The organism is Pantoea sp. YU22 (assembly GCF_003970755.1).
Taxonomy (GTDB): domain Bacteria; phylum Pseudomonadota; class Gammaproteobacteria; order Enterobacterales; family Enterobacteriaceae; genus Pantoea; species Pantoea piersonii.
Genome location: NZ_RYDU01000002.1, coordinates 381,447 through 406,554, shown reverse-complemented (window position 1 = coordinate 406,554; position 25,108 = coordinate 381,447). Strand labels below are relative to the sequence as shown.

The 25,108-nt window shown below is 59.3% G+C and carries 20 protein-coding genes; 10 read left to right on the top strand and 10 right to left on the bottom strand.

Features of this window, described 5'->3' with window-relative positions:
• Positions 1 to 156: 156 nt before the first annotated feature.
• Genes EKL29_RS06340 through EKL29_RS06330 form a run of 3 tightly spaced genes read left to right on the top strand, consistent with a single transcriptional unit; the run spans position 157 to position 4,002 of the window.
• Positions 157 to 888, top strand: a complete 732-nt coding sequence (locus EKL29_RS06340; protein WP_120455229.1) for a gluconate 2-dehydrogenase subunit 3 family protein — start codon at positions 157 to 159, stop codon at positions 886 to 888.
• 2 nt (positions 889 to 890) lie between these two features.
• Positions 891 to 2,675, top strand: coding sequence for a GMC family oxidoreductase (locus EKL29_RS06335; protein WP_120455231.1), 1,785 nt, complete (start codon positions 891 to 893; stop codon positions 2,673 to 2,675).
• A 10-nt stretch (positions 2,676 to 2,685) separates the two neighbouring features.
• Positions 2,686 to 4,002 carry a cytochrome c gene (locus EKL29_RS06330; RefSeq protein ID WP_120455233.1) on the top strand — a complete coding sequence of 439 codons (1,317 nt, stop codon included), beginning with the start codon at positions 2,686 to 2,688 and terminating at the stop codon, positions 4,000 to 4,002.
• A gap of 70 nt (positions 4,003 to 4,072) precedes the next feature.
• On the opposite strand, the gene EKL29_RS06325 is transcribed toward EKL29_RS06330, so the two are convergent.
• From EKL29_RS06325 to EKL29_RS06310, 4 genes are all read right to left on the bottom strand, one after another.
• Positions 4,073 to 5,488, bottom strand: coding sequence for an MFS transporter (locus tag EKL29_RS06325; RefSeq protein WP_311778978.1), 1,416 nt, complete (start codon positions 5,486 to 5,488; stop codon positions 4,073 to 4,075).
• A 187-nt stretch (positions 5,489 to 5,675) separates the two neighbouring features.
• Positions 5,676 to 7,196 (bottom strand): p-aminobenzoyl-glutamate transporter, encoded by a 1,521-nt coding sequence (abgT, locus tag EKL29_RS06320; protein ID WP_120455237.1) that lies wholly within the window; start codon positions 7,194 to 7,196, stop codon positions 5,676 to 5,678.
• Positions 7,197 to 7,272: 76 nt separating this feature from the next.
• Positions 7,273 to 8,715, bottom strand: coding sequence for a M20 family metallopeptidase (locus tag EKL29_RS06315; RefSeq protein ID WP_126689141.1), 1,443 nt, complete (start codon positions 8,713 to 8,715; stop codon positions 7,273 to 7,275).
• Complete coding sequence (locus tag EKL29_RS06310; protein ID WP_126689140.1) at positions 8,712 to 10,025, bottom strand: amidohydrolase; 1,314 nt, start codon at positions 10,023 to 10,025, stop codon at positions 8,712 to 8,714. The genes EKL29_RS06315 and EKL29_RS06310 overlap by 4 nt, the downstream gene beginning before the upstream one ends.
• Positions 10,026 to 10,129: 104 nt before the next feature.
• Between EKL29_RS06310 and EKL29_RS06305 the strand changes: the two genes are divergently transcribed.
• Positions 10,130 to 11,026, top strand: coding sequence for a LysR family transcriptional regulator (locus EKL29_RS06305; protein ID WP_126689139.1), 897 nt, complete (start codon positions 10,130 to 10,132; stop codon positions 11,024 to 11,026).
• Positions 11,027 to 11,099: 73 nt separating this feature from the next.
• Positions 11,100 to 11,537, top strand: a complete 438-nt coding sequence (gene yjdN / locus EKL29_RS06300) for a VOC family metalloprotein YjdN (RefSeq protein ID WP_120455243.1) — start codon at positions 11,100 to 11,102, stop codon at positions 11,535 to 11,537.
• 203 nt (positions 11,538 to 11,740) lie between these two features.
• Here yjdN and EKL29_RS06295 read toward each other — a convergent pair whose 3' ends face one another.
• From EKL29_RS06295 to EKL29_RS06285, 3 genes are all read right to left on the bottom strand, one after another.
• A complete protein-coding gene (locus tag EKL29_RS06295; protein ID WP_120455244.1) occupies positions 11,741 to 12,607 on the bottom strand; it encodes a nucleoside-specific channel-forming protein Tsx in 867 nt (288 codons plus the stop codon).
• Positions 12,608 to 12,882: 275 nt separating this feature from the next.
• Positions 12,883 to 14,238, bottom strand: a complete 1,356-nt coding sequence (locus EKL29_RS06290; RefSeq protein WP_120455246.1) for a HAMP domain-containing sensor histidine kinase — start codon at positions 14,236 to 14,238, stop codon at positions 12,883 to 12,885.
• A complete protein-coding gene (locus EKL29_RS06285) occupies positions 14,235 to 14,894 on the bottom strand; it encodes a response regulator (RefSeq protein WP_120455248.1) in 660 nt (219 codons plus the stop codon). Before EKL29_RS06285 ends, EKL29_RS06290 begins: the two co-directional genes overlap by 4 nt.
• A 186-nt stretch (positions 14,895 to 15,080) precedes the next feature.
• Between EKL29_RS06285 and EKL29_RS06280 the strand changes: the two genes are divergently transcribed.
• The 3 genes from EKL29_RS06280 to EKL29_RS06270 all read left to right on the top strand — a co-directional run bounded on the left by EKL29_RS06280 (position 15,081) and on the right by EKL29_RS06270 (position 17,718).
• Positions 15,081 to 15,449 carry a helix-turn-helix domain-containing protein gene (locus EKL29_RS06280; RefSeq protein ID WP_120455249.1) on the top strand — a complete coding sequence of 123 codons (369 nt, stop codon included), beginning with the start codon at positions 15,081 to 15,083 and terminating at the stop codon, positions 15,447 to 15,449.
• A gap of 68 nt (positions 15,450 to 15,517) precedes the next feature.
• Positions 15,518 to 16,408, top strand: coding sequence for a LysR family transcriptional regulator (locus tag EKL29_RS06275; protein WP_126689138.1), 891 nt, complete (start codon positions 15,518 to 15,520; stop codon positions 16,406 to 16,408).
• 107 nt (positions 16,409 to 16,515) lie between these two features.
• Positions 16,516 to 17,718, top strand: coding sequence for an MFS transporter (locus EKL29_RS06270; RefSeq protein ID WP_126689137.1), 1,203 nt, complete (start codon positions 16,516 to 16,518; stop codon positions 17,716 to 17,718).
• 44 nt (positions 17,719 to 17,762) lie between these two features.
• Here EKL29_RS06270 and EKL29_RS06265 read toward each other — a convergent pair whose 3' ends face one another.
• Together EKL29_RS06265 and EKL29_RS06260 are read right to left on the bottom strand one after the other, a co-directional pair.
• Positions 17,763 to 20,153: a glucose/quinate/shikimate family membrane-bound PQQ-dependent dehydrogenase gene (locus tag EKL29_RS06265; RefSeq protein WP_120455880.1), complete on the bottom strand. Its 2,391-nt coding sequence runs from the start codon at positions 20,151 to 20,153 to the stop codon at positions 17,763 to 17,765.
• Between the two features lie 282 nt (positions 20,154 to 20,435).
• Positions 20,436 to 21,173: a hypothetical protein gene (locus tag EKL29_RS06260; protein ID WP_271152424.1), complete on the bottom strand. Its 738-nt coding sequence runs from the start codon at positions 21,171 to 21,173 to the stop codon at positions 20,436 to 20,438.
• 241 nt (positions 21,174 to 21,414) lie between these two features.
• Between EKL29_RS06260 and EKL29_RS06255 the strand changes: the two genes are divergently transcribed.
• On the top strand, positions 21,415 to 22,656 hold the full coding sequence (locus EKL29_RS06255; protein WP_126689136.1) for an MFS transporter: 1,242 nt from the start codon (positions 21,415 to 21,417) through the stop codon (positions 22,654 to 22,656).
• A 98-nt stretch (positions 22,657 to 22,754) separates the two neighbouring features.
• Here the strand turns inward: EKL29_RS06255 and EKL29_RS06250 are convergent, their stop codons facing one another.
• Positions 22,755 to 23,912: a Gfo/Idh/MocA family protein gene (locus tag EKL29_RS06250; RefSeq protein WP_120455257.1), complete on the bottom strand. Its 1,158-nt coding sequence runs from the start codon at positions 23,910 to 23,912 to the stop codon at positions 22,755 to 22,757.
• 278 nt (positions 23,913 to 24,190) lie between these two features.
• Here EKL29_RS06250 and EKL29_RS06245 point away from each other — a divergent pair, with 278 nt between their 5' ends.
• Entirely contained in the window at positions 24,191 to 25,102 is a 912-nt protein-coding gene (locus EKL29_RS06245) for a BadF/BadG/BcrA/BcrD ATPase family protein (RefSeq protein WP_126689135.1), read from the top strand.
• The last annotated feature ends 6 nt before the right edge of the window (positions 25,103 to 25,108 follow it).

The window sequence follows — 25,108 nt, the reverse complement described above, 5'->3', positions numbered from 1 at the left end:
TTTTGACGAACTAAATGTTTCGCCACAACGGTGTTACACTAGCGCCCGCTGTTACCGGTAACAGTGCTGCTGTAACCCTTAATCCGCATAAAAAAATCATTACAACGCAACTGTTTAACTTTCATGCCGCATTATAAGCGGTACTGAGGCAATGTCATGTCAGAACAAAAACGTGGCCAGACACGCAGGGATTTTCTGTTAAAGACCATTGCGCTGGCACCCGCCATGGCGGCAGGTAGCGCCGTCGTAGGGGGCTTCAGCGTGGCGCCTGCGGTACAGGCCGCCGATCCCGCTGCTGCGCAACCCGCGCGCGACTATCAGCCGAGCTGGTTTACCGCAGAAGAGTTCGCCTTTATCAAAGCAGCCGTTGCACGCCTGATCCCAAATGACGAGCGTGGCCCCGGCGCGCTGGAAGCGGGCGTGCCGGAGTTTATCGACCGCCAGATGAATACCCCTTACGCCACCGGCGCTAACTGGTATATGCAGGGACCGTTCAATCCGGATCTGCCTAAAGAGCTGGGCTATCAGCTGCCGCTGGTGCCGCAGCAGATCTACCGTCTGGGTCTGGCGGACGCCGACGACTACAGCAAGCGTCAGCACGGCAAGGTGTTCGCCGATCTCAGCGGCGAGCAGCAGGATGCGCTGCTGCAGGCGATGGAGAGCGGCCAGGCCGATTTCCGCCAGCTGCCAGCGAAAACCTTTTTCGCCTTCCTGATCCAGAATACTCGCGAAGGCTTCTTTAGCGACCCGATTCACGGCGGCAACCAGAATATGGTGGGCTGGAAGCTGATCGGCTTTCCCGGCGCGCGCGCCGACTTTATGGACTGGGTTGAACGCGGTGAGCGTTATCCCTTCCCGTCAGTTTCTATTCGCGGGGAGCGCGCGTAACCATGGCAAACGAAATGAAAAAAGCAGATGCGGTGATCGTAGGTTTCGGCTGGGCCGGCGCGATCATGGCCAAAGAGCTGACCGAAGCCGGACTTAACGTGGTGGCGCTGGAGCGCGGCCCGCATCGCGATACCTATCCTGACGGTTCCTATCCGCAGTCGATTGACGAGCTGACCTATAACATCCGCAAAAAGCTGTTCCAGGATCTGTCGAAAAGCACCGTGACTATCCGCCACGACGCCTCGCAGACGGCGGTTCCCTATCGTCAGCTGGCGGCATTTTTGCCGGGCACCGGCACCGGGGGCGCAGGACTGCACTGGTCCGGCGTACACTTCCGCGTCGATCCCACCGAGCTGCGCCAGCGCAGCCATTACGAAGAGCGCTACGGCAAAAACTTTATTCCGGAAGGGATGACGATTCAGGACTTCGGCGTCACCTATGACGAACTGGAGCCGTTCTTCGACAAGGCGGAGAAGGTCTTCGGCACCTCCGGTACCCCCTGGAGCATCAAAGGCCAGGTGATCGGCAAGGACAGCGGCGGCAACCCGTTCGCGCCGGATCGCTCTGATAAATTCCCGCTGCCTGCGCAGAAACGCACCTGGTCGGCGCAGCTGTTTGCCGAGGCGGCGAAATCGGTGGGCTATCACCCCTACGATCTGCCATCGGCCAACACGTCCGGCCCGTACACCAACCCCTACGGCGCGCAGATGGGGCCGTGCAACTTCTGCGGCTACTGCAGCGGCTACGCCTGCTACATGTACTCGAAAGCGTCACCGAACGTAAACATTCTGCCTGCGCTGCGTCAGGAGCCGAAGTTCGAACTGCGCAACAACGCCTATGTGCTGCGCGTTAACCTGACTGAGGATAAAAAGCGCGCTACCGGCGTGACTTACGTCGATGCGCAGGGGCGTGAAGTGGTGCAGCCAGCGGATCTGGTGATTCTCTCAGCGTTCCAGTTCCATAATGTGCACCTGATGCTGCTCTCCGGCATCGGCAAGCCTTACAACCCGATTACCAACGAAGGTACCATCGGCCGCAACTTCGCCTACCAGAATATTTCGACCCTGAAGGCGCTGTTCGATAAAAACACCACCACTAACCCGTTTATTGGTGCGGGCGGCGCGGGCGTTGGCGTAGATGATTTCAACGCCGACAACTTCGACCACGGGCCGCACGGCTTTGTCGGTGGTTCGCCGTTCTGGGTCAACCAGGCGGGTACCAAGCCGATCTCTGGCCTGCCGACCCCAACGGGCACGCCGAACTGGGGCAGCAAGTGGAAAGCGGCGGTCGCGGATACCTATACGCACCATATCTCCATGGACGCCCACGGCGCGCATCAGTCTTACCGCGTCAACTATCTCGACCTCGATCCTAACTACAAAGATGCCTACGGCCAGCCGCTGCTGCGCATGACCTTTGACTGGCAGGATAACGACATCAAAATGGCGCAGTTTATGGTCGGCAAGATGCGTAAAATCGCCGAAGCGATGAGCCCGAAGATGATTATCGGCGGCGCGAAAGGGCCGGGTACCCACTTCGACACCACGGTGTACCAGACTACGCATATCAGCGGCGGCGCCATTATGGGCGACAATCCCGCCACCAGCGCGGTGAACCGTTACCTGCAAAGCTGGGACGTGCCGAACGTCTTTGTGCCGGGCGCATCCGCGTTCCCGCAGGGGCTCGGCTATAACCCGACGGGGATGGTGGCGGCGCTGACCTACTGGTCGGCGAAAGCGATCCGCGAGCAGTATCTGAAAAACCCGGGTCCACTGGTGCAGGCATAAGGAAATGGCGATGAAAAACGGCTTACTGGCCCTGATTCTGGGCACGATGACCTTTGCCGCGCTGGCGGACGATAACGGCGGCGATCGGGTAAAACGCGGTGAGTATCTGGCGCGCGCGGGCGATTGCGTCGCCTGTCACACCAGCAAGGATGGCAAACCTTTTGCGGGTGGCCTGCCGATGGCGACGCCGATCGGCACCATCTACTCCACCAATATCACGCCCGATAAGGCGACCGGCATTGGCGACTACAGCTACGACGACTTCCAGAAGGCGGTGCGTCACGGCGTGGCGAAAAATGGCGATACCCTCTATCCGGCGATGCCTTACCCTTCCTATGCGGTGGTGAGCGACGACGATATGCAGGCGCTTTACGCCTACTTTATGCATGGCGTTGCGCCCGTTGAGCAGGCTAATAAAGAGAGCGCGATTCCCTGGCCGCTGTCGATGCGCTGGCCGCTGGCGATCTGGCGTTCACTATTCGCGCCGGACGTAAAAGCGTTCCAGCCTGCGGCGCAGGAGGATCCTGAACTGGCGCGCGGTCGCTATCTGGTAGAGGGGCTGGGCCACTGCGGTGCCTGCCATACGCCGCGTAGCATCACCATGCAGGAAAAAGCGCTGAACAACGGCGAAGGCAGCGACTATCTGGCGGGCAGCAGCGCGCCGATTGACGGCTGGACCGCCAGCAACCTGCGCGGCGACAACCGCGACGGGCTGGGGCGCTGGAGCGAGAACGACTTGCGCCAGTTCCTGCGCTACGGCCGTAACGATCATACCGCCGCGTTTGGCGGCATGACCGAGGTGGTGGAGCATAGCCTGCAGCATCTCAGCGATGAAGATATCGCCGCGATTGCGCGCTACCTGAAGTCGCTCGGCGCGAAAGATCCGAGCCAGGCGGCTTTTAGTCAGGACGACGCCACAGCGAAAGCGTTATGGAAAGGCGACGACAGCGCGACCGGCGCATCGGTCTATGTCGATAGCTGCGCGGCCTGCCATAAAACCGACGGCAGCGGCTACCAGCGCTTTTTCCCGGCGCTGCGCGGCAACCCGGTGGTGATGACTGACGATCCCACCTCGCTGATCCATATCGTGCTGGCGGGCGGTACCTTGCCTGGCGTAAAAGGCGCGCCGTCGGCCATCACCATGCCGGCGTTCGGCTGGCGGCTCAACGATCAGCAGGTCGCGGACGTGGTGAACTTTATCCGCACCAGCTGGGGCAACGGCAGTCAGTCGAAGGTCACGGCGAAGGATGTGGCGAAGCTGCGTGAAGATAAGACGATAAAACCTTATCAGGGCAGCGCGGATATTCATCAGCTCGAAAACCCGTAATGCTCAAAGGCGCCCGGCTGACACCGGGCGCCTTTTCCCGCCTCTTTAGCCTTTCATCGCGCACCGGCGCTTAAATATTCTCCAGATCGATGCCACGCGTCTTCGGCCCGTAAATCCCTACCGAGAGCATCACAATCAGCATACTTGCCACAATAAAGGCGATAACGCCCTGACTGCCCGCATACTGCAAGATCAGACCGATCAGAATACTGCTGAATACTGTCGAGAGGCGGCTGAAGGAGTAACAAAAGCCGACCGCGCGGGCGCGGATATGGGTCGGGAAAATCTCTGTCTGATAGGCGTGATAGCTAAAGGTCAGCCAGGCGTTGGACCAGGTGATCAGGAAGCCGCAGACAATCAGCAGCGCCGGGCTGGTCTGAAAGGCGAACAGCGTGCCGAATACCACGGTCATCAGACAGGACAAAACGATCTGCCATTTGTTTTCCAGCTTATCGGCGTAGCGGCTGGAGATCAGCGAGCCGAGCGGGTAGGCAAGGGTGATGAAGAAGGCGTAGAGCAGGCTGTGGGTGACGGTGGCCCCTTTGCCCGACAGCAGCGCCGGCAGCCAGTTGCCGAAGCCGAAAAAGCCGATCGCCTGAAAGAGGTTCATCACCACCAGCATCAGGGTGCGCTTGCGGTAAGCTGGCGCCCAGATCTCGCTGAACCGGCCGCGTTTCGGCAGCTGTGCCGCCGCATCATCCGGCGGAAAATCCGCGCCGGGAGCAACGCCGCAGCGTTTTTCCATGGCGCTCAACATCTGATGCGCCTCCTGATGGCGTCCCTGCTGCGCCAGCCAGCGCGCCGACTCCGGCAGATCCTTACGGATAAACCAGATCGCCAGCGAACAGATCGCGCCCGCGATCACCACCCAGCGCCAGCCCTCAAGACTCAGCACTGTCTGCGGCACCAGCCACCATGACATCAGCGCCACCGCAGGCACGGAAAGGAACTGCACAAAGAAAGAGAAGGCGAAGGCGCGGCTGCGCAGATGCGTCGGCACCCATTCCGAGAGATAGGTATCGATAGTGACCAGTTCGATGCCGAGGCCGATGCCCACCAGAAAACGGAACAGAATAATCATCTCCGCGCTCTGTTGAAAAGCCATCAGCAGGGAGAAAATGCCATACCACGCCAGCGCACACATAAAGGTCAGGCGGCGGCCGAAGCGGTCAGCATAGGGCGCCAGCAGGCTGGCGCCGACAAACAAGCCGAGAAAGGTCGCGGAAGCGAAGGCGGCCTGATCGGCAATGCCGAACACGCCTGCGCTGCCGGTGTGGAAAACGCCAGCGGCCAGCAGGCCCGAGCTGATATAGCCGGTCTCGAACAAGTCGTAGAGTTCAAAGAAGCCGCCGAGCGCGAGCAGCGTAATAAAACGCCACAGGCCTCGCGATGACGGCAGGGCGTCGATGCGCCCCGCTAAACTGTTGTTATGCGGCGTCGGCGCAGCGAGCGCCGGCGCTATCCCTGAAGGGCAGGTTGTTGTCATTATTTTATGAACCTCGGTGTGACGGTGTTTGCCTGTCCTGCTAACGGCGTGGCGACGTTGTAAAAATAATTAACCGTTAGCAAGCGAAGAGATAGCAGAATAATCAATTCGGCGATCCTTGCCGAGAGGGTTGTTGGTGAGTTTTTAGCAACGTACGTTGCAGTTTTAGCCGTCCCTGGCAAGCCCGCTACGGCATCTGCGGATAGACCCCGGGACCGACAGGCAATCCCAGCGCATACCAGGCGAGCAGCAGCGCGATCCAGGTGATAAAGAAGAGCACCGGATAGGGGAAAATCAGCACGTAATAGGTGCCGAGCTGCGCATCTTTCTGGTATCGCTGCAGGAAGGAGAGGAACAGCGGCAGAAAGGGCGACATCGGCGCCAGCGGCAACACTGCCGAATCGGCGATGCGGAAGATCATCTGGGCGAAGGCGGGATGGAAGCCGAGCAGCATAAACATCGGCACGAATACTGGCGCAAGAATCGACCAGATCGCCGAACCGCTGGCGATAAACATACAGAGAAACGCTGACAGGAACATCAGGCCGAGGAAGGCTGGCGCGCCGCTGATGCCCGCGCTCTCCAGCACATCGGTCAGCCCGATGGCCATAAATTTGCCCATGTTGCTCCAGTTAAAAAAAGCCACGAACTGCGACAGCGGAAACACCATCACAATAAAGCCCGCCATGCTTTTCATCGGCTCCACCAGCAGCTGCGGAATATCATCTGGACGGCGGATCTGCTTCGTGACCGCGCCATAGACGATCGCCACGACAAAGAAGAACAGGATGATGATCGGTACGATGCCTTTGATAAAGGGCGACGGCACGATACCGCCGGTTACTGGATCGCGCAGCGGTGCATGTTCCGGCACCACCAGCAGCGCCATCACGCCGATAAACAGCAGCGCCGCGATGCCCGCCGCGCGCAGGCCGCGATTCTCCAGCGGCGTCAGGGCCGCCAGCCGCTCGCTGCTGCCTTCTTTCCACTGCGGCAGGCGCGGCTCGATAAACTTGTCGGTCAGAAGGGCGCCCGCCACGGTCAGCACCAGCACGGAGGTGGCCATAAAGAACCAGTTGTCGATCACGCTCACGTGTACCGTATCGCTCACCGCCTTCGCCGCCTCAGTGCTGATGCCGGAAAGCAGCACGTCGGTGGTGACGATCAGCAGGTTGGCGGTAAAGCCGGACGCGACGCCCGCAATCGCCGCCAGCAGGCCCGCGACCGGATGGCGGCCCACGGCGAGAAAAATCAGCGCGCCGAGCGGCGGCATCACCACCAGCGCGGCATCAGAGGAGATATGGCTGAAAAAGGCGATAAACAGCACCATATAGCTGGCGTAGCGGCGGCTGACGCGCGACGCCATCTTCACCATCAGCGACTGCAGCAGGCCAACTTTTTCCGCCAGGCCCGCGCCGAGCACCAGCGCCAGAATCGAACCGAGCGGCGTAAAGCCGCTGAAATTTTTGATGATGTTGGGCAGGATCCACTGCAGACCCGCGACGCTCAGTAAATTGTTGACGCGCACCAGCTCGCCGCTGACAGGGTTTTTCACCGCCAGATCGAGGCTGCTGATAATGGCGGTCGCCACCATCAGCACCAGGATCAGATAAACAAACAGCAGGAAGGGATTGGGGACTTTATTGCCGACCCGCTCAATCCAGCCGAACACTTTCCCAGGGCTGCGATTCTCCGACATTACGGTCATGTTATTCCTCGTCTTGTATGGTCGTGTTTGCGTTTTTTATTGTGTTATCGGTCCGCGCCTGAGGCGCGGCCGTGGCTCAGTTGGCCAGTTTTGAAGGCGTGACGCCTTCAGGTATCGGACAGCGATAGGGCTGGGCGCGGCGCGCGCGCTCAAATTCGGCGCGACAGCGTGCCAGCGCCTGGTCATCGTTCAGTAGCTCCAGTACGGTGGCGGCCATCACTTTGGCTGCCAGCAACATGCCTTTATGCGCGATAGAGGTGCGGCCCTGCGCCACCAACTGCCACGTATGAAGCGGGGTGCCAAAGGTAAAGCAGGGCGCGAAGCACTGTGCGACAGGCGTGACCCAACTGACATCGCCGACGTCGGTAGAGCCGTAGAGCAGCTCGCGCGTCGCCGCGCAGGGCGCTACCTCGTCCATCAGCTGCTTGTCGCCGTGCGCCTCGATCCAGACCGCACCCGCCTCGCCGCCGGTGCGCGCCGCATTGAGTCGGGCATTGCGCAGATCGTCCTCGCTGAGCGTGGCGCGGATCTCGGCGGCGAAGGCGCGCTCTTCGTCGCTGTAGTGCGGCAGACCGAAGTGATGCAAATAACGCTCCATCACCGCCTCCAGCGCGCGATTCGGCACGTAGTTAGAGCACGCCTTGTCGAAGCGAACGGTGACGTGTGTGTCAGTCATCAGCGCCGCGCCCTGGGCGATATTGATAACGCGCTGGTAGATCTCCTGCGCCTGCGGCAGCTCCGGCGCGCGGATCAGGTAGAGCACTTCAGCATCGGCCTGCACGACGTTAGGCGAGACGCCGCCGCTGTTGGTGACTGCATAGTGCAGCCGCGCCTCCTGCACGATATGCTCACGCAGAAAGTTCGCGCCGGTATTCATCAGCGTCACGGCGTCCAGCGCGCTGCGTCCGAGGTGCGGCGAATTAGCGGCGTGCGCCGCCACTCCTTTAAAGTGAAACGCCGCCTGGATATTCGCCAGCGTGCTGAGGTTAAACAGGCCACTGAAGCCTTCGGGATGCCAGGTCACGGCGGCGTCGACATCATCGAACAGCCCCTCGCGCACCATAAAGGTTTTGCCGGAACCGCCCTCTTCGCCGGGGCAGCCGTAAAAGCGAATCGTACCGCGCCCGCCGTGCTGCTCCCTCCACGCCTTAAGCGCGAACGCCCCTGCCAGCCCTGCGGTGCCGAGCAGGTTATGGCCGCAGCCGTGGCCGTTGCCATTCTCCTCCAGCGGGTCAGGCTGCGCACAGCCCGCTCGCTGGCTCAGCCCCGCCAGCGCGTCGAACTCGCCGAGAATGGCGATAACCGGTTTGCCTTCGCCCACGCTGGCGATAAAGGCGGTTTCAATGTTGCCGACGCCGCGCGTCACGGTGAAGCCTTCCTGCTCCAGCGCATCGGCCAGCAGCGCGCTGGAGCGGGTTTCGGCGAAGCGCGTTTCCGGCGTGTCCCAGATGGCGTCGCTGAGAGCGGTAAAGCGCGCCTGGTTAGCGTCGATATAATCGCCGAGGAAATCAGCGTTCATCGCCCGCCTCCAAACTGCGACTGATTGAGCGCCAGCGTCGCCAGCATCTGCACCGCTTTACCCATTACGCTTTCGTCAAAATCGAACTTCGCGTTATGGTGGCCTGCTGCCAGCTCGCAGCCGAAAATCGCGTAGGTCGCCTGACCGCCGCGCTGTTTCACCCGCTCCATCATACAGGTGGCGTCTTCCGATCCGGCGGCCTGCGCTTTGCTATCCACCACCGAGTCGAAGATGCCCAGCGCCTCCGCCTGCTGATGAAGGAAATCGACCCAGGGCTGCGTCGGCGTGCAGCTGCGCGCCGCGCCCATCAGTTTGACCTCATACTCCACGCCGTACATCGCCGCCGCGCCAGCGATAATACGCAGCGCCTGCTGGTAGATATCGTCGTTGACCTCATTGCTGACGCCGCGCGTCTCCACCTTCATCAGCGCCGTATCGGCCACCACGTTGCGGCCCGTTCCCGCCTGCAGTACGCCGACGTTGACGCGCGCTACGCCACCGCTGTGCTGCGGTAGTCCATGCAGACCCAGCGTGGCCTGCGCCGCCGCCAGTAAGGCGTTGCGACCCTCTTCAGGCTTGCCGCCCGCGTGCGCGCCGACGCCGGTAAAATGCACGTCCAGCTTGGTGGTGGCGAGGAAGCTGTCGCTGCCGCACACCAGCTCGCCAGCGGGCACGCCGGTGCCGAGATGGATGGCGGTAAAGAGATCGACATCGTCCACCACGCCTGCTTCCACCATCGCCTTCGCGCCGCGCACGCCCTCTTCGGCAGGCTGAAAGATCAGCTTAATGGTGCCGCTCAGCTGCGACTTCATCGCCATCAGCACGCTGGCGAGCCCGAGCCCGATAGTGGTATGGCCGTCGTGGCCGCAGGCGTGCATCATGCCGGCGTTGCAGGAGGCGAAGCCTTCGCGCTGCGGCAGATGGTCGGCCGCCTGGCTCTCATTGAGATCCAGCGCGTCCATATCGACGCGGAAACCCATTACCGGGCCGGGGCGACCGGTCTCCAGCGTGGCGACGATGCCGCAAAAGCCGCCGGAAAAAGCGGGCATCCACTGCGCCAGCGCGCCCTGCTGCAGCGCGCGCGCCTCCTGCTGCTTCAGGGTGTCGGCGTCGGGCAGCCCCATACGCGCCTCGGCATTGATTACCTCGCGGCCGAGCTGCAGCTGATAACCCAGCTTATGCAGCGCATCGGCCACCCGCGTCGCGGTGCGGAATTCCAGCCAGCCGGATTCGGCGAACTGATGAAGATCGCGCCGCCAGTTTTGCATTTGCGGCGCCAGCGCCTGGACCTGTTCAGAGAGGGTTGTCATAGGAAATCCTTATTGTTGGTTTTTTATGCACAGTCCCGAATTTACACAAGCCTCTCTGGCCGCATAAGATGCAAATATCTTTCTCCTGATAAACAGTGGTTATCATGCCGTCACAGCTTAAGCTGCATCAGCTGCGCGCCTTCGTTGAGGTCGCGCGCCAGGGAAGCATTCGCGCTGCAAGCCGTCTTTCCGGGCTTTCCCAGCCTGCGCTGACTAAATCGATTCAGGAACTTGAGCAGGTATTAGGCGCGCGGCTCTTTATTCGCCGTCAGCAGGGCGTGGTGATGACCGACGTGGGTGATAACTTTTTTCGCCATGCCAGCCTGGTTTTAGAAGAATTACGTGTGGCGCAGGAGGATATTCAGCAGCGGCTTGGACTGGCGGGCGGACGAGTCAATATCGGCGTCGGCGGCAGCGTGGCGCGCACCATCATGCCGCAGGTGATCACGCAGTTTCACCGCGAATACCCGCTGGTCAAAGTGCGTATCGTGGAGGGACAGCTGGTGTCGATGATCCCAGAGCTGCGCCAGGGCGAGCTTGATTTCACCATCAACACCTACGATCAAAGCCATCTCGATCAGGAGTTGAGCTTTGAGAAAATGATGCAGCGCGAATATCGGGTGGTGGTGCGTAAAGGGCATCCTATGGAGAAGGCGCGTTCGCTGGCGGCGCTACAGCAGTGCAACTGGACCATGCCGACGCCGAAAGGCAGCTACTACCGCCTGCTGCACGATCTCTTTAGCGAGCGCGGCATGGCGCCAAAAATTGTGGTCTCCTGCGAGACGTTTATGGCCTGTACCAGCCTGGTGGCGCAGAGCGATTTCGTCAGCATTTTATCGGTGGACGTGATCAACGATCCGGTGCTGGGCCATCAGCTGGTGGCGCTGGAGCTGGACGATCCGCTGCCGAAAGCGACCTTCTATTTGATCCAGCGAAAGGATACCGCGCTGACGCCGATGAGCGCCTATATGGCGCAGCTGTTCCGCCGTTATTGCCAGTAAAAACAGCAGGTAAGCCCTGTCGTCTACACTATTAAGGTGCTGTAAAAAATCCAACCGACAAATGGAGGTGAAGATGCAAGTCAGTCCTTATCTGTTTCTCTACGGCCGCTGTGAAGAGGCTATCGACTTTTACCTGAAGGCCACCGAGGGAGAGCTGCTCTATAAAATGACGTTCGGCGATATGCCGGATCAGGGCGAACAGGTGGGCGACCAGTCTGCGCCGCCGCTGCCGCCGGAGAAGATTATGCATGCTCATCTGCGTATCGGTCAGGGCGAGTTGATGCTGAGCGATGGCAATACCGATCAGCCCCCGGCATCGGAGCACGCCGGTTATGCGGTAAGCCTTTCGACTACCGATGCGGAGCAGGGTAAAGCCTGGTTTGAGAAACTGTCGGCTGGCGGGAAAGTGACGACGCCGTGGCAGGAAACCTTCTGGTCGAACGGATTCGCCATGTTTATTGATAAATTCGGCATCCCGTGGCGTATTAACGTGGTGAAGCCGCAGCATTAAGCGGGCGTTTGCACGGCCGTTGCTGTCAGAGAGCGACCAAAGCCTGCAGGCGGGAGGGCTGGACCGAAGAGCAAAGCGTCCCGCCCCAGGGAAGGGGCGGGCCGAGCTGGCATGGATGCCGCTTTTTGCGTCTTTGCGATCGGGCCAGCTCTCCCGCGATAGCACATTTTCACAACGGGCGACATTCAGGTCGCCCGTTTTTATCAGAAGTTATAGCCCGCCACCAGGTAGTAACCCCAGCCGGTCGATTTCACTTCAAAGGGTCCGCGACCGAAATTCAGCTCCTGGCCGTCCGCCCACTGTCCGCCGTTATGGAAATAACGCGCCACGGCGGAGATATGCCAGTGATCGTAACCCAGCGACAGAATATGGCTGGAGGCGATGGAGTTGCTGGTACGCGAAGCGTCTGACTTGTCGCGCAGGTCAGAACCCCAGTCAAAGTTGGTAAAGCCGATATAGCTCAGGTTGCCGCCCCACAGCGTGGTGATCGGCACCATGTATTTCACCTTGAAGCGATAGCCATCCCAGCTGTTCTCATTCGCCGCGCCGTAGTTTTCCCACTGGTATTTGGCGTAAACGTTAAGCGACAGGCCGACGTCGCTGTGCGTATCGATGTCGGTGCCGAGACCCATATACCAGGTGTTCTGGCGGTTATCGCTGTTACGGCCCATATCGTAGATATAGTTGTTAGCGAAATACCACTCTTTGAACGGACCGAAAGCCAGGCTGGTGCCAGTCAGCTTATCAATAGAGAAACGCGGCTCAATTTCCATGAACATCGGCGAGCCGTGGTCGAAAATACCGTTGGCGTTACTGTTGCCCATGCCGAAGAAATTGGTCAGGTCGAGATAGCCGTAAAAATCGAACCAGTCTTTTTTGGCAAAGGCTTCATATTCCAGATAGACATCATTATTGAACTGCGGTCCGAAGCGGGTGTGATAGCTACCTACCACGTTAACGCTCTGGTGCCACCAGTCGGAAAGATATTGCGGATCGCTTTCGGCGGCTTGCGCGCTGCCAGCCAGAGAGGTCGCCAGCAAGGCTCCTGCTATCAAGGTTTTAAATGTCATTCTCATTAACCACATGCTTTCGACCACGCCTGGACGCAGTCAAGGTGAAATCAATCCCAGAGTAGGGCGGCGAAGATGTAACCGTTTTTTACTGCCGGTTTCTAGCCTGCGTAGCCTGACCGTTACAGGGCGATAGAAAATAGATTTTGCTCACGTTTGTCAAAATGTGTTGCATTGCATTTACGTGAAAATGTGAAGCGTGTCACGAAAATAAGCGGCAGCGAACGGAACGCCGCAACCGTTTACGTTGTCGGCATCGCGCTCGAACGTGAAATTCAGGGTAGGGTGACGCGAACCTGCAAACCGCAGATAACGCCTTGTGGGTTGAGACAGTTGGAGAGGGCTACCTGGATATGGTGTTTCTGCGCCACGCTGCGCACTATTGATAACCCTAAACCGCTGCCCTGCGCCTTCACCGTGGGGGCACGGGTAAAGCGATCAAAGGCGCGATCGATAAAGGCTTCTGGCATGCCGGGTCCGTTATCGACGATATCGACCACGGTGCGATCGCCGACGCGGTGCAGCAGCACGTCTACCAGACTGCCTTCCGGCGTGTGCAGCATGGCGTTGCCGATCAGGTTATCGAACAGGCTGCGCAGCTCGGAGCGGCTCGCCTGCAGACGATAGTGGGTCGAGCCATTAAAACCGATATCAATGCCGCGCTTATCGGCCACCACCATCAGCTGCTCAATGCTCTCTTTCAGCAGATCTTCCAGCTCAATATGCTCGATCGAGGCAACGACGGTTTTATCCTCCTGGCGAGAGATATTAAGCAGCTGCGTCACCAGATGGCGCGTGCGCGTGACGCCCGCCTCCAACTGATCGAACTGGCGGCTCGCTTCGCCGGGCTGAATATGCTGACGCAGGTTCTCCAGCTGCAGCGTTACCGCGGTCACCGGCGTACGCAGCTCGTGCGCGGCGTCCTCAAGAAACTGGCGCTGCGACGACCAGGCGGCGCGCAGCTTATTGAGCAGCGAGTTGTACGCCTCTACCAGCGGCAGGATCTCGTCCGGCAGTCCCTCCGGCGAGACGAGATGAGGATGCAGCGTCTCCTGCGCCGCGATTTCACGCGACGCGACGCGCAGATCGCGGGTGATTTTGCGCACCACCAGCCAGATGACCAGCAGTGAGAGCGGCATCATTAAAATCATAGGGATAATGGCCGACAGCGCGCGCTGCACCATTACGGAACGCATATAGCTCAGGTTATGCATAACCTGGATGGTCTTGATCTCACTGCCCGGCTCGCCGGGGCGCGTATAGATACGCCAGGCGCACTCGTTGCAGTCGCCGACGTCGATATCATGCCACCCTTTTTCCGCCTGCAGCGGCGCATGCAGCTCCGGCCAGGAGCTGGCGCGCAGTTTGCCGTTGCTGTCCCACAGCTGCACCACATAGGCGCTTTTGACCTTGTCGGCGTGCAGCATCAGCGGCATCAGCGCCGGGATCTCTTTATTGGTCGCCCAGGCGTCGGCGATTTTCGACAGCTGGTCATCCTTCATGGTGCCAATCATCTCGCCGTAGCAGCTGAAGAAGTACCAGGTGACGCCGCCAATCATCAGCAGATGAATAATCAGCAGCGTACTCAGCAACTTATTACGCAGGGAGCGCATAAAGGTAAAAGGTTTCATAATGCAGGCACGCGCCAGCCGAGTCCGCGCACGTTGCGGATGGCGTCATTGTCGAGTTTGCGGCGCATGCCGTGGATCAGCACATCGACCGCATTGCTGGTTACCTCTTCGCCCCAGCCGTAGATGCGGTTCTCCAGCTGTTCCCGCGACAGGATCGCGCCGGGACGCTCCAGCAGAGCGTAAAGCAGCGCATATTCGCGCGCGGTAAGCTGCTCGCGCTGCCCCTTATAGAGCACTTCGCGCGTCATCATATCCAGCTGTACGTCGCCGCTGCCGAGCAGCGAGTCCGCTGCGCCGTGGCGACGCCGGGTGATGGCGCGCATGCGCGCCAGGACCTCTTGCAGATCGAAAGGCTTCAGAAGGTAGTCATCGGCGCCGCTGTCGAGCCCCTGCACGCGCTGCGCCACGGTATCGCGCGCCGTTAAAATCAGCACCGGCGTGGTATCGCCGCGTCCACGCGCGCGCTTCAGCACCTGCAGGCCGTCGTCGCGCGGCAGGCCGAGATCGAGCAGCACGCAGGTATAGTCGCCTTCGCTCCAGGCGTGATGCGCGAAAACGCCGTCGCGCACCCAGTCAACCGACCAGCCTGTGGCTTCCAGCGCCTGCTGCAGGTTGGCGCCGATCATTTCATCATCCTCCACCAGTAGCACGCGCATGGAAAATCTCCTCGTTGATAAGTAGCCGCAGTTTACGCCGGGATTATTAGCACAGAATTAAAGCTGCCGCACAGGACGCCCTGCGGCGCGCCATGCTAATTCTGCGCTAATTTTCCGCTAATTAAGGGATAAATTTCCTGCGTTAAAGTGGGTTCACTGAAGATCATGCCGTATCAGGAGGAACTCATGAATCAGCGCGAATTTATTCGTAGTTTGCTGCAGTGGATTGAAAACAACTTAGGTCAGGATCTGCATCTGGATGAGGTCTCGCGCCGCTCGGGCTATTCCCGCTGGCACCTGCAGCGTCTGTTTCGTCAGCATACCGGCTTTTCGCTGGCGGAGTATATTCGCCAGCGCCGGCTGACCGAATCCGCTCTGCTGCTGCTGAACAGCAACGAAGCGATTCTGCAGGTGGCGATGAACTACGGTTTCGATACCCAGCAGGCCTATACGCGCACCTTTAAAAATTATTTTCGCGTCACTCCCGGGCAGCTGCGACGTCAACGGCGCGTCGAGCCGGACCGGCTGCTGTTCCCGCTGGCGATGGCGGGCTAAGTCAGCAAACAGGTGTAACAGATGGCTGAATTGTTTAGTCTGCTTTTTTCCGGCGGACAAAGACAATCATGGATAACAGCGAAAACTTAACGGCGATGATGATGTTCGCCCGCGTGGTGGAGTGCAGGAGCTTCAGCGAGGCCGCACGCGCGCTCGGCCTGTCAAAATCCCACGTCAGTCGGGAGATCGCCCGGCTTGAGGTGCGGCTGGGATTTAAGCTGCTGCAGCGCACTACACGCAAACTGGCGCTGACCGAGCTGGGTCAGGCCTACTATCCTTTCTGCACCCGTATGCTGGCGGAGATGCATCGCGCCGACGCCTTTGTCCAGCAGCTGCATCAGAACGTTGCGGGCAATGTGCGGCTGCAGGCGCCGGTCACCTACGGCTGCCAGTGCGTGGTGCCAGCGCTTAATCCTTTTCTGCGGCGCCATATCCATATCAATGTCGATCTTGACCTGACCGATCGCGGCAGCGATCGGCTGGAAGAGCAGGTCGATATCGCCATCGTTATTCGCGCCCGCGCGCCACAGGGAGCGCACGTTCGGGTGTTAGGTAATATCGACTGGGGGCTCTACGCCGCGCCGGACTATCTGGCGCAGCGCCCGCCCGTTACCCATCCCGATATGCTGCCGCGCCACGATTTGCTGATGTTTCACGGTCCGGCGCATACCGCCGCGCTCCCTTTTCGCCGCGATAAGCAACGACTGGCGATCGACGTGCGCAGCCGCTTTCGCGCCAACAACAGCATGGCCTTGCTCAACGCCGCGCAGGCGGGCAGCGGCATCGCCTATCTGCCTTCCTATATGGCGCAGGCGGCGCTGGCGCGCGGCGAAATCACCCAGCTACTGGCGGAGTGGCAGATGGATCGCCTGCAAAGCTATCTGCTGCTGAAGGAGGCGCAGCCCGCCGCGCCGGTCAGCCTGCTATGTGACACGCTTATCGCCGCGCTGAACGGTTGATTGTTGCTGTCTGGCAACAGCGGGCGGCGCTGAGTAATTATCGCGGCGGGACTGTTGTTCACGCATCAACGCCGCTAGCCTGAAGGTCAAATAAGACGGAGGGCTTTATGGAAGCGATCGCCGCGCCAGATGCGCAAATCTGGAAACGTAACTTATGGGTCTGCGTGCTGGGCTCGTTCAGCACTATCGTGGCGATGACGCTACTGCTGCCGTTTCTGCCGCTCTATGTGCGTCAGCTCGGCGTGACGGAACCGGCGGCGATTGCGCGCTGGTCCGGGCTGGCCTATGGCGCGACTTTCTTCAGCGCCGCGCTGACCGCGCCGCTCTGGGGCAGGCTGGCGGATCGCTATGGCCGCAAGCTGATGCTGATCCGCGCCAGTCTCGGCATGGCGATCGCGATGGCTCTGATCGGTATGGCGAGCGCGCCCTGGCAGCTGGTGGCGCTGCGCCTGCTGGCGGGGCTGCTTGGCGGCTACGCCTCCGGCTCAACCATTCTGGTGGCGTCCCAGACGCCGAAGGCGCAGACCGGCTGGGCGCTCGGCGTGCTCTCATCCGGAATTATGGCGGGCAATGTCGTCGGCCCGCTGCTGGGCGGCGTGCTGCCGCCGCTGATTGGCATCCGCCATACCTTCTGGCTGACCGGCGGCGTGATTTTTCTCGCCTTCCTGGCGACCGCGTTTCTGCTTAAAGAGCTGCCGCGTCAGCCTGCGGCGACGCATCGCGCCGACAGCGAGTCGGGCCACCTCAATCACGGCGTAGTAAGGCTGATGTGGCTGTCGGGGATGCTGCTGATTTTCGCCAATATGTCGATTGAGCCGATTATCACGCTCTATGTCGGGCAGTTTGTTCAGGGGGATCACGCCGTCACCGTTACCGCCGGGCTGGTGATGGCCGCAGCCGCGCTGGGCAGCATTCTTTCTGCGCCGCGGCTGGGCAAACTGGCTGACCGTATCGGCCACTGGCGCGTGCTGAGCGCCGGGCTGCTGGTCTGCGCGATGCTGCTTATTCCTCAGGCGTTTATTACCGCCGCGTGGCAGCTGGTGGCGCTGCGCTTTTTAATGGGGATGGCGCTGGGCGGCCTGTTGCCCTGCATCACGGCGATTATTCGGCACAGCGTGCCGGAAGGGCAGGTCGGCCGTATGCTTGGCTACTCCACCTCGGCGCAGTATATCGGTCAGGTAAGCGGCCCGCTGTTCGGCGGCGTTATTGGCGGGGCGTACGGCATGCGGCCGGTGTTTTTGCTGACGGCGGCGGTGATGGTGCTGTGCGGGGCAGTGAACGGGTGGAAAAGCCGGAAGGAACAGCAATAAAAAAAGCGGACCGAAGTCCGCTTTTTTAATCACCTCAACGAGGCTTATTTCTCATCGGGCAACGCATAGGCAATAACGTAGTCGCCCAGCTTGGTGCCGAAGGAGCCATGACCGCCTGCAGCGATGACAATGTACTGCTTGCCGTTCGCTTCATAGGTCATCGGCGTCGCCTGGCCGCCAGCCGGCAGACGCGCCTGCCACAGCTGCTCACCGGTTTCGGTGCTGAAAGCGCGCAGATAGTTATCTGCGGTCGCACCGATAAAGAATACCTTACCGGCAGTGGCGATCGGGCCGCCCAGCATCGGCATACCCATCTTGAACGGCAGCGGAACCGGCGCGCTGTCGCGCGTGGTGCCGATACGTTTCTTCCAGACGACTTCATTAGTTTTCAGGTCGACGGCAGAAACGTAGCCCCAGGCCGGCTGTTTACACGGCAGACCAAACGGTGACAGGAACGGGTTCAGCTCAACGCCGTACGGCACGCCGTACTGCGGCTGGATACCGGTTTCGGTGCCTGAACCACCGTTCGCGCCTTCTGGCGGCTCGATCGGGTTGCCCGGACCGCGCGGCACCAGTTTAGAAACAAACGGCAGCGCCATCGGGTTGGCAATAGCGATCTGGCGATGCGGATCGACCGCAATACCGCCCCATTCGAACATGCCCAGGTTGCCCGGGAACACCAGCGTGCCCTGCTCGGACGGCGGAGTGAACGGACCTTCGTAGCGCAGGCGCTTAAAGATCACGCGGCACACCAGCTGGTCATACAGGGTCGCGCCCCACATATCCTTGTCCGTCAGATTCTGCTTCGGACGGAAGGTAAGCTCGGAGTAAGGCTGCGTCGGCGAAACGTGGTCGCCTTTCGCTGCGCCCTGCGGAACCGGGGTCTCCGGCGCAGGCACAACCGGCTTGCCGGTACGGCGATCCAGCACAAAGATGTTGCCGGTTTTCGCCGGGGCGTAGATCACCGGAACGGTATTGCCGTCTTTATCGGTGATATCGGCCAGCGTCGGCTGCGACGGCAGGTCCATGTCCCACAGATCGTGGTGTACGGTCTGATAGGACCATACCAGCTTACCGGTGGTGGCGTTCAACGCCAGCACGCTGCTCGCATAACGCTCCTGCTCCGGCGTACGGTTGCCGCCCCAGATATCCGGGGTAGAAACGCCCATCGGCAGGTAAACGGTATCCAGTTTCGGATCGTAAACCGCCGGCGCCCAGGAGTTCGGCGAGTTCATGGTGAAGGTGTGTTCGTCAGACGGGATCGCGTTAGGATCTTTCGCGCCCGGATCGAAGACCCACAGCAGTTTGCCGGTGTTAACGTCGAAGCCGCGGATCGCGCCTGACGGCTCGCGGGTCGAGTAGTTATCAGTTACCGCGCCCGCAATCACAATAGTGGTATCGGTGATAACCGGCGGCGAAGTCGGCTCATACTGACCTGAGGTAGTGACCGGCTGCTTGTGCTGCAGATCCAGCTCGCCGTTGTTGCCGAAGGCAGGGCAGCGTGCGCCAGTTTCCGCATCCAGCGCGAACAGGCGACCATCGTTTACCGGCAGGTAAATACGGCGCGAGCAGAGCGCAGGCTGGCTGTTAGCGGCATCGGCCGCAGCAGGCACTTCGTGGTAAGAGACGCCACGACAGGTGACATGCTGGAAGGTCGGGTTCGGTTTCAGGCCCGGATCGAATTTCCACTTCTGCTTGCCGGTGGTCGCGTCGAGCGCGAACAGGATCTGGTGCGGCGAGCAGAGGTAGAGGGTGTCGCGAACCTTAATCGGCGTCACTTCGTCGGTGATTTCACCCGGATCGTTCGGGGTTTTCAGATCGCCGGTCTGGAACTGCCAGGCAACCTGCAGGTTCTTCACGTTCCCTTCGTTGATCTGCTTCAACGGCGAGAAGCGAGTACCCTGCTGGTCACGCGCATAGGCGGGCCAGTCGGCATCGTCGATATTGCTCAGCGGCTGTGCTGGCGTGGCGTTCTGCGCGGTTTCCGGCAGCTTGCCATTCACCGTCTGCGGATCGTTAAACACCGCATAGGCCAGCACGAGAGCGCTGGCGATCAGCGCGACAGCCATGCTGCCCAGCGCGGCTTTGCTGCCAGCGTTTACGCTACGGTAAACGAAGGGCAGGATCAGCCAGACGCCGAAGATCACCAGCACGTCGGTGCGCGGCGCCAGGGCCCAGAAGTCAGTGCCGACTTCCCACACGCCCCAAATCAGGGTGCCGATCAGCAGCAGCGCATAGAGAACCAGCGCGGTGCTTTTGCGACGTGACAGCAGATAAGCGGTGATAAGCATAACCACACCGCCGATAACGTAATACCAGGAACCTCCGATAGCGGCTAACCAACCACCGCCAATCAGCATAAACGCGCCCGTCAGGAATGCGAACAGCACCGTCAGGAAACGAATTACGCCAAAAGATGAGGAACTTTTCCCCATAATGTCGACCTCGTTTTTTTGCCATAAAAACACAGAAAACAACGAATTAGGCTGTTTTCACGTCATAAAGTACGTAAGAAAGCAGGTGTTCAATGCCGCTCTTTCCGTGAGCAACGCTGTCCATGTGAGTTAAATTTTATAGCAAAAACGTTAAGAGGTTTGATTTTTTTAGCGCTTTGCGCTTGAGCGCGTAATTAGGACGACATTTTATGGGGTTTTACGCTGCGTTATGGCGCGAAGCCTGCGCCCATAACGCCAGCGGTTGGGTTTTTCCTCGGCGATTCAGCTAAACAGAGAGCCTGCGCATCGCTGCTGCTGCCAGCCAGATATATTCAACGCCTTCATCACCTCGGCGGGCGGCGCGGGCTGAGCGCTGCGGACAATAACCTTAATTTCTCTTTCAGCAAATGAAGATAATAAAAAGGGGAAGGTGAATTTTTGATAATTAGCGTTAAAGAAATCTTCGCTTAACACGATGCCGGAAAAAGGAAAAGAGTCAATCAGCCGCCAGTCAGCGCCGGGCGGGGCGAAATCGAGTAGCCAGAAGTGGAAAATATTTGTTATTTCAGGCAAAGCGAGGCGGCACTCTTTCAGGGCGTCATAGTTAATGGCAAGACGGATCCGTGAATTTTGCCAGAAGCGATATTGCTCCGGTGCGGCAATGATTTGTTTAAGCTGCTTTACCGTGACGGGAATAATCATTAAGGCTGCTTCATTTGCAGAATGATTCGTCCACGCAACTATGTCGGTATTATTATTGATTCCCTCAACATCATCCAGTAAGTAAGGTTTGGAATAACAAAAACCCAGCAGCGTACCTGCAGGGCAGAGAATATTTTCAGTAACATATGGATTGTACAAGCTATTTTCCATGCATCTCTGGTTAAAAGAAAAAGTCGGACAAAAATGAAAATTGATTTTCAAGGTAACGCTCAGGTTACTGCTGGACTCAATATAAAACGGAATTATTAAAGGCGTCACCCTTTTTATGCGCCTTGTTGCGCGGCAATTAGCAGCCATTATAATGAAACCTTTAATAATTTACTGGTCCTGATTTTGGCTTTCTGGAAATAAATAGTCTGATAATAGTCAGTAATTAACCCAATAACAGGCGTGCCATTTTACCCGCCTGACAAAGCACATCCCGACATTGCCAGGCGACGGGAAATCAAGCACGCTGTGCTACGCATTCGCCTGCGCGGATAAAAAAGAGAGGCTCATGCTATGACGTGAGTCGGCAGAGTGATCAACGGGATATATTATGGATTCTATGGCATCGACAGCGGATGATTCGCTGTTAAAACACCGGGCGTTTGTCGCTTTCTGGCTGGCACGCACCTGCTCATCGTTTGGCTTTCAGATGTTCTCCGTCGCCATTAGCTGGCAGATCTACGCCCTTACCAGCAGCGCTATGGCGCTGGGCATTATTGGCCTGATGCAGTTTCTGCCGTCGGTGCTGCTGGCGCTGCCCGCCGGTCATCTGGCCGATCAGTACGACCGTCGCCGCATCGTCCTGCTGGGTCAGCTGATAGAGTTTGTCGCGCTGGGCGCACTGGTGTTGTTAACCCTGTTTCAGTGGGCAGGCAAAATCGAAATCTGGGGGCTGGTGTTCCTTATCTCCGTGGCAAAAGCGCTGGAGTGGCCCGCGATTACCTCGATGCTGCCTTCGCTGGTGCCGCCCGCTATTCTCGCGCGCGCCATGGCCTCGACGTCAGTCGGCAGCCAGGCGGCGGTTATCGTCGGCCCCACGCTGGGCGGTCTGCTCTATGTCGCCGGACCGGACGTGGTCTATGGCGTCTCTGCCGCCTTTTATCTGCTGTCGCTTTTTCTGGTGGCCCGCCTGCACTATGAGCGTCCGCCGCAGACGCGTCTGCCGATGAATCTGCCGAACCTTTTTGCCGGCGTGCGCTTTATCCGCGATCGTAAAGATGTGCTCGGCGTGATTTCGCTGGATCTTTTCGCTGTGCTGCTCGGCGGCGCGACGGCGCTGCTGCCGATTTTCGCTCAGGATATTCTTCACACGGGTCCCTGGGGGCTTGGTCTGCTGCGCGGCGCGCCTTCAGTAGGCGCGCTGCTGGTGGGATTGTGGCTGAGCCGCAATAAGCTGGAGAAACATGTCGGTATAATCATGTTCGGCTCGGTGGCGGGATTCGGCATCGCGACGCTGGTGTTTGCGCTCTCCACCCAGCTCTGGCTGTCGCTGCTGGCGCTGGCCGCGCTTGGCGGATTCGATATGGTGAGCATGGTAATCCGCGGCGCGCTGGTGCAGCTCGATACGCCGGATGATATGCGCGGCCGCGTTAACGCGGTCAACGCCATTTTTATCAACACCTCAAACCAGCTCGGCGAGTTCGAGTCAGGGATGCTGGCCGCCTGGTTCGGCGCGGTACCTGCTGCGGCGATTGGCGGTATCGGCACGCTGGTGGTGGTGGGTCTGTGGATGGCGCTGTTCCCGCATTTACGCAAGCGCCAGAAGCTGGAGAACGATGTCGATGCTGCATAAAAAAACCGGCCCATGGGCCGGCGACAGTGAGCTTCCAGTCATACCGCTAATCACAGACTAAGGCGCGACGGGGGACGGCGCGCCTCAGGAGAGGGCCATCAGGCCCCTGTTTTTCCCAGGTTGGCGTCAAAGGTTTGCCAGCTTTCGCGCATATCCACTACGCTGCGGGTTTTGCGCGCCTCATCGATTTTTATGGCGGTGAGGCCCGCTTCCAGCGCGTCCACAACTGAAACTTTCAGCGGTGTTCCCTGTTTAATGTGTTTTACAATCTCTTCCGCCATCAGCGCGTCGGCACCGTAGTGGCCATCGTAAGCGTTGCCGCTGTAGGCGGTATCGACTTCTTTCTCGCCGCTGCGCGCATTGTGGACGCGGAAATAGTTGCGAACGAAATCCCCTTCCGCCATCCCGTCGGTACCGATGACGCAGAAGCGACGGAACTCATCCGGCACGTTCAGATTGGCGTGAAAGGCGAGGGTCGCTCCGCCCGCGTATTCAATCAGGGCGGTCTGGTAGTCGACAATATCCGCATCGCTGTCAAACACCGCATCAGTACTCGACCAGCCGCTTGGCTTGATATGGTAGACCTCGGAGTCAGCAGTTACCGTCCCCTGCGGGGCATGCGCCGGGGTAAAGGATTTACGGCCGCCAAAGCTGGCCACCCGCACCGGTCGTTGCTGCATCAGCCCCTGATAAAGATCGATGTCGTGGCAGCATTTTTCCAGAATGTAGGGACCGGCATATTTTTCCAGCCGCCGCCAGTCGCGCTGGAAGAATGCGCCATGGTAAGGCTTGATATGCTCTGTCGCCTCAATTGACGTGATTTCGCCCAGTTGACCGGCGTCGCGTGCGGCCAGCAGATCGTGATAGAGCGGCGAATAGCGCAGTACCAGCCCAACCAGAATGCGCGCCTCGCCATATTGACGCACCAGCTTCGCCATCTCCATGGTCTGCTGTTCGTTGATCACCACCGGTTTTTCGGTAAAGACGGTATAGCCCGCCGCCAGCGCCTGGCCCACATGCTCAAGGTGGAGAAAATTAGGTGAACCCACCAGCACCACATCCATACCGCCGTGCTGCAGTAATGCCTCAGCCGAGTCAAACGCCTCTCCCGGATCGATACCAAAACTATGCAGATTAGGCAGCCCGGCGGGAGCCGGGTCGTAATAGCCCACCACTGAGAAGGCGTCGTCAGCGTTATTGAACTCTTTGATGACGTGGGACAGACGAAAGCCAAGACCGATAATGCCTACTTTCATGTTAAACCCCTGATCCTGAAATCGGATAGCGCAGAGCCCGCTCATAGCCAGGCGCGACTGTTGATAATCTGAACGCCAACTTATTACGGTAGAAAAACTAATGTCAATATCGCGCTGCAATATTTGCAAAGGAGGTTTTATTTATCTTTATGTAAACTAAGATGAAAATCCGGATATTTTTTTGCGATATTTATTTGTTATTGCGATTTAAGTTTTTTTACCCTATCGTTCGCTCATTATGGCTACAACTCTTAACCAGTGGAGGCGGGAGGAAACGCGTGCAATCACACTATCTTCTTGGCATTGATGGTGGCGGCACCCAGTGTCGCGCGCGGTTAACCGACCTTCAGGGTACGGTACTGGCGGAAGCCGCTGGCGGGCCTGCTAACGTCTGGTCACAGTATGAGGCCGCTCTGTCCAGCGTCGGGCAGCTGATCGACACGGTATTTGTACAGGCCGGACTGTCACCAAAGATGCTGGCACAGACCTCGCTGGTCGCCGGATTAGCTGGCGCTAACGTCGCGTCGGTACAGGCGCGGCTGGCCAGCTGGCAGCCAGTATGTGCGGCTTTACAGGTTGTCAGCGATGTAGAGATCGCCTGCGCGGGCGCCCACGGCGGGCAGCCTGGTGCGGTGTTCATTACCGGCACCGGTAGCCAGGGCGCCGCCTGGGATGGCGCACGCTTCACGCTGCTGGGCGGCTGGGGCTTTGCCCTCTCCGATCACGGATCGGGCGCGGAGCTGGGTCGCCGTGCGCTGCGCCTGGCACTGCTGGCTCACGAAGCGATTGTCGGGCAAAGCGATTTTACTTATCAGCTGATGGCGCAATTTGATCACAGTCCGGAAACCATGCTGTTGTGGACCCGTACGGCCGCGCCCGCTGACTGGGCGCGAGTGGTGCCGCAGGTTTTCGCCGCCGCTGCTGGCGGTGACCATCATGCGCAGGACCTGTTGCGGCAGACGGCTGAAGATATCGGCCTGATGGTGCGTCGACTTACGGCGCTAAGCTCCGGTCGCGTGGCGCTGATGGGCGGCCTGGCGGCGCCGATTCATCGCTGGCTGGCCGCCGATATCCAGGCCCGGCTGGTGATGCCGCAGGGTGACGCGCTAAGCGGAGCGCTGACGCTTGCCCGCGCGCATCCTGCTTTATCGTCCGATAACGTCACTCCGGCACAGCTACCCAGTCACTGACCGGAA

What these genes read in the sequence shown, in the direction of transcription:
- EKL29_RS06340 (WP_120455229.1), top strand. Translation starts at nt 157, where the DNA reads ATGTCAGAACAAAAACGTGGCCAGACACGCAGGGATTTTCTGTTAAAG.
- EKL29_RS06335 (WP_120455231.1), top strand. Translation starts at nt 891, where the DNA reads ATGGCAAACGAAATGAAAAAAGCAGATGCGGTGATCGTAGGTTTCGGC.
- EKL29_RS06330 (WP_120455233.1), top strand. Translation starts at nt 2,686, where the DNA reads ATGAAAAACGGCTTACTGGCCCTGATTCTGGGCACGATGACCTTTGCC.
- EKL29_RS06325 (WP_311778978.1), bottom strand. Translation starts at nt 5,488, where the DNA reads ATGACAACAACCTGCCCTTCAGGGATAGCGCCGGCGCTCGCTGCGCCG.
- abgT (WP_120455237.1), bottom strand. Translation starts at nt 7,196, where the DNA reads ATGACCGTAATGTCGGAGAATCGCAGCCCTGGGAAAGTGTTCGGCTGG.
- EKL29_RS06315 (WP_126689141.1), bottom strand. Translation starts at nt 8,715, where the DNA reads ATGAACGCTGATTTCCTCGGCGATTATATCGACGCTAACCAGGCGCGC.
- EKL29_RS06310 (WP_126689140.1), bottom strand. Translation starts at nt 10,025, where the DNA reads ATGACAACCCTCTCTGAACAGGTCCAGGCGCTGGCGCCGCAAATGCAA.
- EKL29_RS06305 (WP_126689139.1), top strand. Translation starts at nt 10,130, where the DNA reads ATGCCGTCACAGCTTAAGCTGCATCAGCTGCGCGCCTTCGTTGAGGTC.
- yjdN (WP_120455243.1), top strand. Translation starts at nt 11,100, where the DNA reads ATGCAAGTCAGTCCTTATCTGTTTCTCTACGGCCGCTGTGAAGAGGCT.
- EKL29_RS06295 (WP_120455244.1), bottom strand. Translation starts at nt 12,607, where the DNA reads ATGACATTTAAAACCTTGATAGCAGGAGCCTTGCTGGCGACCTCTCTG.
- EKL29_RS06290 (WP_120455246.1), bottom strand. Translation starts at nt 14,238, where the DNA reads ATGAAACCTTTTACCTTTATGCGCTCCCTGCGTAATAAGTTGCTGAGT.
- EKL29_RS06285 (WP_120455248.1), bottom strand. Translation starts at nt 14,894, where the DNA reads ATGCGCGTGCTACTGGTGGAGGATGATGAAATGATCGGCGCCAACCTG.
- EKL29_RS06280 (WP_120455249.1), top strand. Translation starts at nt 15,081, where the DNA reads ATGAATCAGCGCGAATTTATTCGTAGTTTGCTGCAGTGGATTGAAAAC.
- EKL29_RS06275 (WP_126689138.1), top strand. Translation starts at nt 15,518, where the DNA reads ATGGATAACAGCGAAAACTTAACGGCGATGATGATGTTCGCCCGCGTG.
- EKL29_RS06270 (WP_126689137.1), top strand. Translation starts at nt 16,516, where the DNA reads ATGGAAGCGATCGCCGCGCCAGATGCGCAAATCTGGAAACGTAACTTA.
- EKL29_RS06265 (WP_120455880.1), bottom strand. Translation starts at nt 20,153, where the DNA reads ATGGGGAAAAGTTCCTCATCTTTTGGCGTAATTCGTTTCCTGACGGTG.
- EKL29_RS06260 (WP_271152424.1), bottom strand. Translation starts at nt 21,173, where the DNA reads ATGGCTGCTAATTGCCGCGCAACAAGGCGCATAAAAAGGGTGACGCCT.
- EKL29_RS06255 (WP_126689136.1), top strand. Translation starts at nt 21,415, where the DNA reads ATGGATTCTATGGCATCGACAGCGGATGATTCGCTGTTAAAACACCGG.
- EKL29_RS06250 (WP_120455257.1), bottom strand. Translation starts at nt 23,912, where the DNA reads ATGAAAGTAGGCATTATCGGTCTTGGCTTTCGTCTGTCCCACGTCATC.